At 46.1% G+C, this 4,582-nt stretch carries 2 protein-coding genes; both read right to left on the bottom strand.

What is annotated here, in order from left to right:
- Positions 1-3,491, bottom strand: a 3,491-nt coding sequence (locus POV26_RS04565) for a S8 family serine peptidase (RefSeq protein ID WP_272855294.1), incomplete at its 3' end; no start/stop codon positions are given.
- A 210-nt stretch (positions 3,492-3,701) separates the two neighbouring features.
- Entirely contained in the window at positions 3,702-4,202 is a 501-nt protein-coding gene (locus tag POV26_RS15425) for a T9SS type A sorting domain-containing protein (protein WP_473087624.1), read from the bottom strand.
- Between the last annotated feature and the right edge of the window lie 380 nt (positions 4,203-4,582).

Here is a 4,582-nt window from a genome sequence, read left to right as displayed (position 1 = left end):
GCAACCGCCGGATCCGGGTTGAAGTTTGCCGTTAGGTGGTGGCGCACCTGGACGGCATTGCCATAGACCCCAGTTCGGGTCTCGGCCGTCATCGGGCTGCCCAGTACCATAAAATATCTGGGCTCCATAAATGGAGTGATCTTTCGCACGGTAATGCTGCCGTTGTTGGTTACCGTTGCAGCGTCGTCAACTTGCACCAAGCTTCCTTCATTCGCAACAAAAAGGGTTCCGTTTACGGTAATATTGCCTTCCACCTTTACATAAGTTCCATCAGGCACGGTGAGGGTCTTTCCTGCGTTTACTACCAAGGTACAGGCATCAATATTCGCAGTAGCTGTGCTGTAGTTTTCATCAATGATAGCCATTGTATTTGCAGAAGGCGCACCATTGCTCCATCCTGAGGATGTATATGTCGTAGATCCGGGACAGTCACTAAATGCAGCCGAAGGGCCAAAGAGATAGTCTCCAGAAAGACCAGTGAAATTACCTGTTAATGTAACGTTTGCACCAAAGGAGCCAATTGTTAATGGCGATGTTTCATTGCCGTCTGTTCTATAAGCTATTAATTGTGTTCTAGATAAACCTGTTGCACTTTCCCAACCGGTAATTTCCGCAGGCGTAAAATAAAATTTCACTTCGGTATTTCCAGAGCTTGCAGTATTGCCAACACCAATTCTGAAGTTTTTGTCCATAACATAATTAGGCAATGTGCTTCCATTGTATGGCTGGGCTCCTGTTCCGGCATGTGAAACGGAAACATCGGTACAACCATAATTGTGAGTGTCATTATTGGTAATGTCTAGCATTACATTTCCTGTAACGGCATCAGCGGTATAGATTGTTCCAGCACCGGATAGACCTATTTGGTCATTTGTTGTTCCAGTGTTTACAGCGGTTTGGACTTGTGTATTAACAACAGCCGTAATTGAAATATTATCAACAGCCATTCCATAGGCCCAAGCGCCATTGTCATTATATTTAAATTGAACCCTTACATTCGATTGTCCTATATAAGAAGAAAGATCTATATTCAGGCCATTGACCCACGGAGTGGTATAGGAACCTCCACCGTTGTCAATCGAGGTGTTTGACAATGTAGAAATTACCGTAAAAGCTCCACCGCCAGTACTAATAAGAACCTGTCCCGTTTCCCCCAAATCTGCAAAAGCATGGTCAAAAGTAAGCGCTGCGGAAGTATAAGGCCCAGCCAAACTAAAAGAATATGTAGTCAACAAGTCGTTTCCTTTGTTGCAATTACAGGCATCATCATTGGTGAAGGCAAAGGTTGTGCTGTTGCCGCTCGTGGTCCAATAACCACTTGTTGCTGCCGCATTATTACCCGCCGACCAAAAATCAGAACCAGAATTCCCTGAAGTTGTGACATCAAAAACTCCATCGTCAAAATCTTCAAAATAAATGCTTTGATTCTGTGTGCTCAATGGTGCAATATCATCATCATTAATCGTCAAGGTAAAAGTATTGGCATTCGTATCTACCCCAGCATTACCTCCGTTTGGGTTTACGGCAAAACTGACCGAAACGGTCTCATCGCCTTCCACAAATCCGTCGTGATATACGCGGAGCACCATATTTTGGCTGGCGGTACTCCCCGAGGGAAAAGTAACCGTAGGCGTCATTAAATCGAAATCAAGTCCAGAAGTGGCTGTGCTGCTGCCCATAATGGTAAAGTTTACATCCGCATTTTGCGAGGGTGCTTGGGCTATGTTCAGTACTACGTTAACATCGGTATAGCTACAATCGGTATTTTCTATTTCTGATCCTGTTGGTACTGCAAATCCAATTAAGGGACTTGAAGCTACCACTACGCCGGTAACTATAAGTGAAAAGTTTTGTGATCCTCCCGAAAGCGTTCCTTTGTGCGTAACTGTAAGTGTATAGGTCCCAGAAGCACCATTGATATCAACGCGCTCATAGGGATCAACGGTATTATCGCCTTTTGTATTTGAGTTGACGGCATTCAATCGCCAGGGCGTATAGGTGGTTCCGTTGGAAAGCCGTATATCCAAATCGTTTACCAAGGCCGGGGTATTGCTATTGGTTCCATTGTTAATAGTTCCGGGAAGATCTGTCCAGGATATGGAGGCCATTAAAGGGTCAACGCCATTGGCCTGCACGGTAATTTGATAGGTTTGGCCTTGCGCAAGCGATAATTCCTCCACAATGGCAGAACCAGAAGTGGCGGCAGCTGTTGTAAGGGTTTCGGCAGCTTTTTTCGCATTCATTAAACCCCAACCTGTTTGGGCATCGGGACCTGTAGATGCTACATCATCTGCGGTATGCAATGCCAAACCTTTTAAAGTGGCCGCACGCATAAAGTTGCCGTGAAGGTTCACGTAATGCTCCTGCAACAGCAAAAGTGTGCCTGCAATATTTGGAGAGGCCATGGATGTTCCTGATATAGAATTATAGGCCGTATCGGAATTTTGATAAGTGGAATATAACTGGGTACCATTCCCCATAATATCTGGCTTAATACGATAATCGTCCGTTGGACCTTCGCTACTGCCCGGATTTCGAAGCACTGAATTCAAACTGCCATCTGGATTAATATTGGCATCTTGACCGTTGGCAACAACCATATTGTTTTTTGCCGTTGCGTACCCCGAAAGTTTGTCATAAGCAGCCTGTCCATCCAGTGGCGCTCCGTTTGAAGTATTGTCCTGTCCATCATTTCCTGCTGCCACTACCATTAAATAGTAAGGAGCATTGCGCAGGATAGCATCCCAATCATGGGCATCCTGGCCGTACTGGCCAAACCATGCATCCGGTATTCCAGAGGCACCGTAGCCATAGGAATGGTTTGAAATAAGCATTCCATTACCCGCAGCCGTTATAGCCTCCGAGGTGTCGTTATTCCAGTCATAGCCCACAGCGTTGGCCTGCCACGCCATTCCTTTGGCCGCAGGTTGTACTCCCGAAGCCATAATAGTCCCAGTTACGTGGGCCGAATGATAATGAAGGGCTGAGGTGCCATCACCAATAGAGAAGCGGTTGTTACCCCCTGCGCCATCGTATTCCTGATGGGTGCTTCGGGCCAAACCACCATCCCAAACATGGGCGGTCAAATCATCTCCGTTCAAATTCAATCCCAAGCCACCACCGGTATTCAAATAGTTGGCGCGGGTAGAAATGGCAGCATCCGCATTAAACGTTTGGAAATATATGGGAGATCCATCCTCGGCTATAAACTGAAGCTCAAACAATACACCTTCGGCATTTTCATAACGCAGTGGTATATTGTGCAAGATTGCATAACTCTTGGCCTCTGCCCTATTCAATGCAGCCTTGGATGAAAGCTGCGAATATATATTGGACAATTCAGCTTGATCGTAGCTCGCCACAATTTGAGCTATCTGTTTGGCGTATTTATTTGACTCTTGCTTCTTTGTCTGTCCAGTGGCAGAGATTATTCCGAAGATTGAAAAGAGGAAACAATAGCGAAAGAATGTTTTAAGGTATTGGTTTAGCATAATTGAAGATTATAGATTAATAGTACGATTTGGGGGTCGAATGGTAAATTACATTTTCAAAAATAACACATTATCCATATTTAACAAGCTTTTAAGAAATTATATACCATAAAAAAATCGTTTCAAAACAAATTGAAACGATTCTTAGAATTTATAATAATTGTGGTATGCTAAAATATGGATTTTTGAAGTTAGTTGTATCTGTAAGGATCAATGCTTCAATACCCGCTTGGTCAGGCTGCCCGCTTCGGTGTTTATCTTCACGAAGTAAGTGGCCGACTGCAGGCCTGAAAGATCAAGTGAATAGTGGGCGCTGTTGTACTCCACGTCCATCAATCTTCTGCCCCTAATGTCAAACACCTCTACTGAGCTGACCACGGCTTTTGGCGAAATAATCATTATGTTGCCATTGGTCGGGTTAGGCACAATNTGGACCACATTTTTAGCTTTGTCCACTAAGTAAACCTGCACCTCAGGCCAAACGGTGCCGTCCTGCCCGCTGATGGAAATCGTGAACTCCTGGTTCTCCTCTATCTGGCTCACGAAGCCCAAGGGAACTTCCTGCTCTGCGTTGAACGCGCTCCTTCCCTGGATCGCCAACTCCTCGCCGGTATTTAGTTTGGAATAGAGGCTCACCGGGGTTGCCAATCGCTTTGCATCGTATTTGGCATCGTAGCCATCCGTGGACTCTTCCGAAAAGCTGATCAACATGGTGCTGCTAAGCCCATAGGTCTCGTTGCTTACGTTCAGCCACATACGGTCCTTTGGGGCGCCGGGCCTCCTGTAGGTGTCATTGTTATCGGTAACGCGCATATAGTTCTTGAATGTTGCGGTCCCGGCGGCCGTGGCCTTAAACCCAAAGCCCTGTCCCGAAGAAATATAGCCATTGGGCGTGGTGGATGTACCGGGGTCATTGGCGGCGGGCACCCCGCCAGAGCTGTTGTACATGGAGATATCCCCCATGTCGAAATTGTTCACCTTATATCCCGGATAGCTGGAACTGGCGGCGGTCAAATGCTCCCAGAAATAGACGGCATCGATCATGCTGTTGTCCACATCGCCCATAAATAGATCCGCATCGATCGCGGAGG

The sequence above is a fragment of the Aequorivita todarodis genome (genome assembly GCF_028561335.1).
Classification (GTDB): domain Bacteria; phylum Bacteroidota; class Bacteroidia; order Flavobacteriales; family Flavobacteriaceae; genus Aequorivita; species Aequorivita todarodis.
The sequence above is the reverse complement of the archived record's forward strand: the minus strand, read 5'-3'. Positions and strand labels throughout refer to the sequence as shown.